Origin of the sequence: Acinetobacter sp. YH12099 (assembly GCF_013419195.1) — a bacterium.
Lineage (GTDB): Bacteria > Pseudomonadota > Gammaproteobacteria > Pseudomonadales > Moraxellaceae > Acinetobacter > Acinetobacter towneri.
Genome location: NZ_VPAP01000028.1, coordinates 22,612 through 28,611, shown reverse-complemented (window position 1 = coordinate 28,611; position 6,000 = coordinate 22,612). Strand labels below are relative to the sequence as shown.

The following is a 6,000-nucleotide window of genomic DNA, read 5'->3' as shown; positions in this document are numbered from 1 at the left end:
CTGGCAGTACTTTTATAATCATGAACGACCTCATATGTCAGTAAATGGTTGTCCACCTATTTTTAAACAATAACAAGGCTTTAGATTTTCTACCCATTAATTCAATTAAAAATGGGGGTATTACCTAATTACTCGAAATTTGTTATCGGTAGGCACAATTCAATTAGAGGTATGCAGTAAATGCCAAGGCAACTTAAAGAATCAGCCCATAAAAGGCATGCAGGCATTAGAAGGCTTGGTAGCAAATTCAAATCCAAAACAATTTTCGCAAGGACAATGGATTAACCCGAAAGATGGTTATGTCTATAAAATTGATGCTCAATTAAATGCGGCGAATAATCAAATGAAAGTATATGGCAAAGCCAAGAGCGCGAATGCGATTAGCACGATGACTTGGAAAAAACTTTAACAGATTGTACGGCGTATTTTTGAAGCTACTTGATTGAAAGATTGAGTAGCTTTTTATCTTTTTGTGAATGATAAGATAAATTGAGACACCGAACACTCCAAATAAACCCATATATATCAATTGCTTAATATATTCATGTTATTCACCAATTAAAATGTCTATGCGATAAACCATTTAAAATGGCCTGTTTTTAACTGCAAGAGTCAAGAACAGGATTTAAATTTCTTTGTTCAATAACAACTTTCTGAGCTTTACGACTCGGCATACTTTTCTTGGCACGGGAACTTTTATTTTGTTTTTCCAACTCTTCATGTTGTTGCTGGATATGGGCCAGAACCGCACCTAATCTTTTATTCTTAACTACTTCATTCTGCTGCAGTCTAGCCAGTTTATTGAAAATACTGTAGTTGATCTTCCGTCCTTCGTGCATGATGGCCACAGTACCATCTGGATACTCTAAAAATGTTATGTATTGCCCAACAAGTTTGTGGTTCAGTGGTGTTGGCTCAAGCATATAAATACACTTGTCATACGTGATAGTCAGATTCTTCGTGACCTTACGCGGTTCCTGCCAGGTAAAAATATCCTCTAGCTCAGCATCAGATTCCGTTAAAGGTCGATGCAAGTTCTTCGAGTTTCTCGCACACTTGGCAAACTTCTGATTGAACTGCTCAATGAAGCAGGGCAGCCAAGCATTGGCCTCGGTAATTGAGCAGATGCCTTCCAAACGCATTTCCTTGATCAGGCGATCCTGCAGAGTTCTGTTGGCGCGTTCCACACGTCCTTTGGCCTGTGGTGAGTTGGCAAAGATAATATCAATAGTGAGACTACTGAGTACGCGTCCAAATTGCGTAATCTTGGTGTCTTTCTTGCTGCTTTGATTGACTCTAAAAACTGAGTGCTTATCACTGTAAAATGCTAAAGGTTTACCATGCTGTTCGACATACAGGCGTGTTGAAATCATATAGTCAAAGGCTGATTCTGATTCACAGAAGCGTAAATGCTGCAATTTACCAGTTGCATCATCGATAAATACCAGCAAACAGCACTTAGGTGCTCGTCCTTCAAACCAGTCATGATGTGAGCCATCGATTTGGACCAATTCACCATAACAGTCTCGATTATAACGAGGCTGATACGGGCGTTTCAGACGTTTATGACGAGGAATCCATAAATTGGCTGCAATCATCCAAGAACGCAGGGTTTCTACCGAAATATCAAATCCATGAATGGTAGTCAGCTTTTCATGTGCTAAAGTGGGACCGAAACCACGAGCAGCATGTGCTAATGCAGCAGGACCTTGAGCTTTATATTTTTGCAATAAGCGTCTGATCTGACGTTCTGAGATATGTAATAACTGAGCAGCCTGGGACTGGGTTATGCGTTGATCACAGATTTCCTGCAAGACCGACAATCTTTTAAGTTCTTTATCCGACATAGATACCAACATAACAAACCGTCCGCTAAGAAAATCGCAAAAGTGCGTATTCTAAAAGCGGACATTTTTACTTTGGAGAAACCGGACATTTCTATTTTGGAGTTACAATTCAATTGCGTATAATCTATATTATGTTAAATAAGATATCTAAAGACAGCACCCGATTTAGTTGCGTTACCGCAACTCATTTTGATCGTTGGTGCTGCACCTGACAGTTTCGATCATAAACGATCTTGCCGTCAAGTGTATCCTAAATAACATAATATAAGTTATGCCGAAATCAGAACACTACTCGATTTGCGTGCAAGCAAGCTTACGCAAATCTGCGTGGCTATGACATCAATATCATTATTGATAAGACTTGATCTCAGCCATAATTTTTTGAATGGATGCTCTATCGTGAATTTGTAAATAATCTCTTATGTAGATGAGTTTATTTATATTTTTTTGAAGTACGTCTTGTTGTTCAGGATCAGCTAATTTCATCTGTCTGCTTAATTTAAATATCAAGCTACAAATACTTTCCCTGACTATTTCATAGTCAATAATTTGATTATATTCAATATGTTGTTGATCAGATAAAGTCTTGTCTAAATGATCTAAATTAAACTGTATGAGTTGTATCATGATATCGATCCCAAGAATTATCCCCTAAAAATTAGGGTTTTAGCTATCTTTTAGTCAAAAGCTATTCTTCTTTTATACCAAATCTAAAAATTCAGATTTAAAGATAAAGTCGCTGTACGTGGCGCACCTAAGAATAAATAATCATCACCATAAAATTCACCTGCATCACGCCAGTATTTCTTATTCAATAAATTATTGATGTTGAAACGTAACTGTGCATCGGTTGTATTCAACTTAAATTGATATGCAGCGCCTAAATCAAAGACACTATAACCGCTCACTTTTGCAGTGCCTTGCTTATTGGCATATTTGCTTGAACTATACTGACCGCCTGCAAGCACTCGTAAACCTTCAATATTGGGTACTTGATAAGTAAGATGTGTTGCAAAACGAACTTTAGGCACGTTTTGCGCTTGATGATTGCCATATTCAACCGCTTCAACCTCATCTAAACGAGCTTTGGTCAATGCTAAAGATGAGCTTAATGCCAGATGATCTGTTAATTCTCCATTCAGCCCTAATTCTAAACCAAGGCTACGTTGCTCACCTTCTTGAACAAAATAACGTTTATCTAAGATCGGCTTAGAGTATTGATTATCTTGACGTAAATCAAAAATAGCTGCGGTTAATAAAAAGTTATGAATCTGCTGTTTTAAACCAATTTCATATTGTTCAGAATGGATTGGTGCTAAGGTTTCTGCACTATTTTCTACAAACCAAGGCGCAGTTTTTCCATCTGACAGCCCTTTTGCATAAGAAGCATACAGAGTTGTTGATTCTGATGGGCTATAACTCACAGCAAATTGTGGTAAAAATTTATCTAAATCCGTATCGCGGGTTTTTATCACCTGTGCACTAAATGTATTGCACGAATATGCTGCCTCACATCCATCTCGGTAATAACCAAAAGGAAATACCGAATAATCATCCACCTTAGATTTACTGTGTGATGCCACCAATCCTAAATTCCAGTCATCATTGAAAGCATAGTTGTATTTTAAACTGGTATTTAGACTATCAATTGTGACGGGCTTGCCCCAGCTTTGGTAACCTAGTAAACGCTCCCATTTCACATTTTGTGGCACTTTGCCATCAAGTAATTGATAACCCGGAACAGATTTTTGTTCTGATCGCTGCGCTTCAAGATCAAACTCAAATTTGGATTGTGCTGTGGCTTTCCAATCCAATGCCAATGCCGCCAAATAACGCTCGCCATCTACATGATCTACATAAGAATCAATCTGTTCATTGACTAAATTAATGCGATAGCCAAATTGGTGATCTTCTCCCAAAAATCCCCCAACGTCCCCTGCTACTGCAAATTGTCCATGTTCATCTGCAGAAAAGCGCAGCGCCTGAATATCTTTAGGTCGCTTAGTGACATAATCGTATCGAGTTGTTGAACGCCATTTTCTGCATAAACCAAAGGTGCCCAACACAGCGGTGACAGAATGATGGTTTTTAAAGACGCAGTTAATACATTCTGTTTGAATTTACGATTGTACATACGAAACCTTGCATTAAAATAAGAGGTGATGCTTGAGGCATTTAGCTGTGCAGATTATGACAATTCGCGTTGAATTAATCGAGTAAAAGTCTGGGTAAATTGCTGTCCTTGCTCTGCAAAAAACCAATTTACATGTCCAACAATCCAATCATAATAAGCAGCATCGGCATGTTTCAGGTTTTGGGTAATTCCGACAAAATATTCAAGCTCTGAAAATGCGAAATCCAAATGCACAATTTTTAGCAACTCTGGCAAAATACTAAAGTCTTGTTGTGGATGTATTTCTGCAAAATACGCTTGTAAAAACGCGCTTAAACCCGCTTCGTCAATATTGATTTGTGATGTATGTTCTAAAGCCAGCCAATCTATAAAGTTACGCTCAATCGTGACCGCAAGGTCATAAAGCGCTGAATTTCGATCCGATAAGCCAAAATCAATCACCGCGGTAATATTGGCATCGGCACTTTGCGTAGACCAAAACAGATTAGAAGCATGCAAATCATTATGCGTCCAAATTTTAGTGACCTGCTGCAATACATGCTTAATTTTATGATGCGTCTGAGATACACGCTCTAAAAAAACGGTGTCTAAGTTTTTATCGGCAAAATAACGGCTCAATTCAGGGCTGTTTTGAATACGTTGCTGAATAGCCGTTACGATATTTTCACTTTCTAAAAGCTGCTGATTTGATACTAAATAACGCGCCGATCTGCCATGTAACTCAGGAAAATCCTGCATGGCGACATGCAATTTGGCAAGCAGACTTCCCACTTTTGCAGCATGTTCTGTATAGAAAAACGGCGTCCAAGATTGCTGATCGACATATAAGTCAAAACCTGCTGCTTTTTCGTAGACTTCATAAGTCCAGTCGCCCATTTCTAAAGCGGTCAGTCCGCAATTCGAGGCAATTAATGTCGCAACAGGAATGTTTTTACTGGCTAAATGTCGCAAAAAAGCATGCTCTTGCAAAATATCTTGCGCATTACGAAATGAACGATGACTGCGTTTAATGAAATACGAGCGACTTCCTATTTTATCTGTACTGACTGCATCCTGCGTGACTTCAATCACTGCGGCAGATGAAAATGGGCGCGGACTGCACCACAAAATTTGAATATTCCCTTGCAAACATGGGTAATACGGTTGCAGGTTGTGTAATTCTGAGACAGTCAGATGTGCCCAATCTTTATGTTCCCAGTCATTCCCCATGCCATGACCTAAATCATGTGTGATTGTGGTCATTTTAGATATTCCTTAACTTGATCAGTATTGTGTAATCGTATATTCCCCATCATCCATCTCAAACAACCATTTTTTAGATGAATATTATCTATTTAATTAACTGTTTTGGCTTGTCGTAAACGTAAATTGACTTCATCTACAATCTGATCTAAACCCGTGTCATAAGCGGCTTCACTCACAAAAGACACCATATTTTGCGTAACTTGCGGTAAATTGTAATCTGCATACCATGACAATGAATTCACTTCTATTTCACGTTCACCCTGCAAAATCACGAATCTTTTTTGCATCCAAGCCTGCAAATTTTCACCCGTATAGGCATCATAAAAAATAATATCGGTCAGATAAAAATCTTTCATCATGTAGGAGTAAGCCACGCTATTTTCTTCTGGCTCATAATTAAAAAAAGGTGTGGTGGTCAGATGAAACTCAACCAGAAAATGACGTTTTAAACGATGATTTTGATATTCCGCTTTGACTTTAATCGGGCAACTGATTTGCGCAAAATCAATTTCATGTTCAGTATTTTGCTTAAAATATTCAGCCAAAGACCAGACCTGATGTTTAATGAAATCCTGCATTAAAAACTCAGGTTCAAGTTGTGAATTGATTAATCCCAACAGTAAAGATTCAACTTCTTCTTTCGTTAAATAAATGTCTTCAACAATATGCATGCCAATCTCTAAATATGCTGCTGCGATAGAAAAATCCTAACGGAAAGGCTTGTATTTGTATAGCTATGCAATCGTAGAGTGTGATCTATATCTAGCAATCAAT

5 protein-coding genes and 1 pseudogene are annotated in these 6,000 nt (G+C 38.2%); 1 reads left to right on the top strand and 5 read right to left on the bottom strand.

Annotated features, from left to right (window positions below; all coding sequences use genetic code 11):
- Positions 1-139: 139 nt before the first annotated feature.
- Entirely contained in the window at positions 140-409 is a 270-nt protein-coding gene (locus tag FTU39_RS12535) for a DUF2147 domain-containing protein (RefSeq protein ID WP_257224489.1), read from the top strand.
- Positions 410-599: 190 nt separating this feature from the next.
- Here the strand turns inward: FTU39_RS12535 and FTU39_RS12530 are convergent, their stop codons facing one another.
- The 5 genes and pseudogenes from FTU39_RS12530 to FTU39_RS12510 form a co-directional block, all read right to left on the bottom strand.
- Positions 600-1,847: an ISNCY family transposase gene (locus FTU39_RS12530; protein WP_179988969.1), complete on the bottom strand. Its 1,248-nt coding sequence runs from the start codon at positions 1,845-1,847 to the stop codon at positions 600-602.
- Positions 1,848-2,195: 348 nt separating this feature from the next.
- Positions 2,196-2,474, bottom strand: coding sequence for a hypothetical protein (locus FTU39_RS12525; protein ID WP_218944518.1), 279 nt, complete (start codon positions 2,472-2,474; stop codon positions 2,196-2,198).
- A gap of 83 nt (positions 2,475-2,557) precedes the next feature.
- A pseudogene (locus FTU39_RS12520) lies at positions 2,558-3,808 on the bottom strand (TonB-dependent receptor); the annotation flags it as partial.
- A 227-nt stretch (positions 3,809-4,035) separates the two neighbouring features.
- Positions 4,036-5,223 (bottom strand): phosphotransferase enzyme family protein, encoded by a 1,188-nt coding sequence (locus FTU39_RS12515; RefSeq protein WP_180052250.1) that lies wholly within the window; start codon positions 5,221-5,223, stop codon positions 4,036-4,038.
- Positions 5,224-5,315: 92 nt separating this feature from the next.
- The gene (locus FTU39_RS12510; RefSeq protein ID WP_004973810.1) at positions 5,316-5,897 is read right to left on the bottom strand and encodes a hypothetical protein; all 582 of its coding nucleotides are present in this window, start codon (positions 5,895-5,897) and stop codon (positions 5,316-5,318) included.
- Between the last annotated feature and the right edge of the window lie 103 nt (positions 5,898-6,000).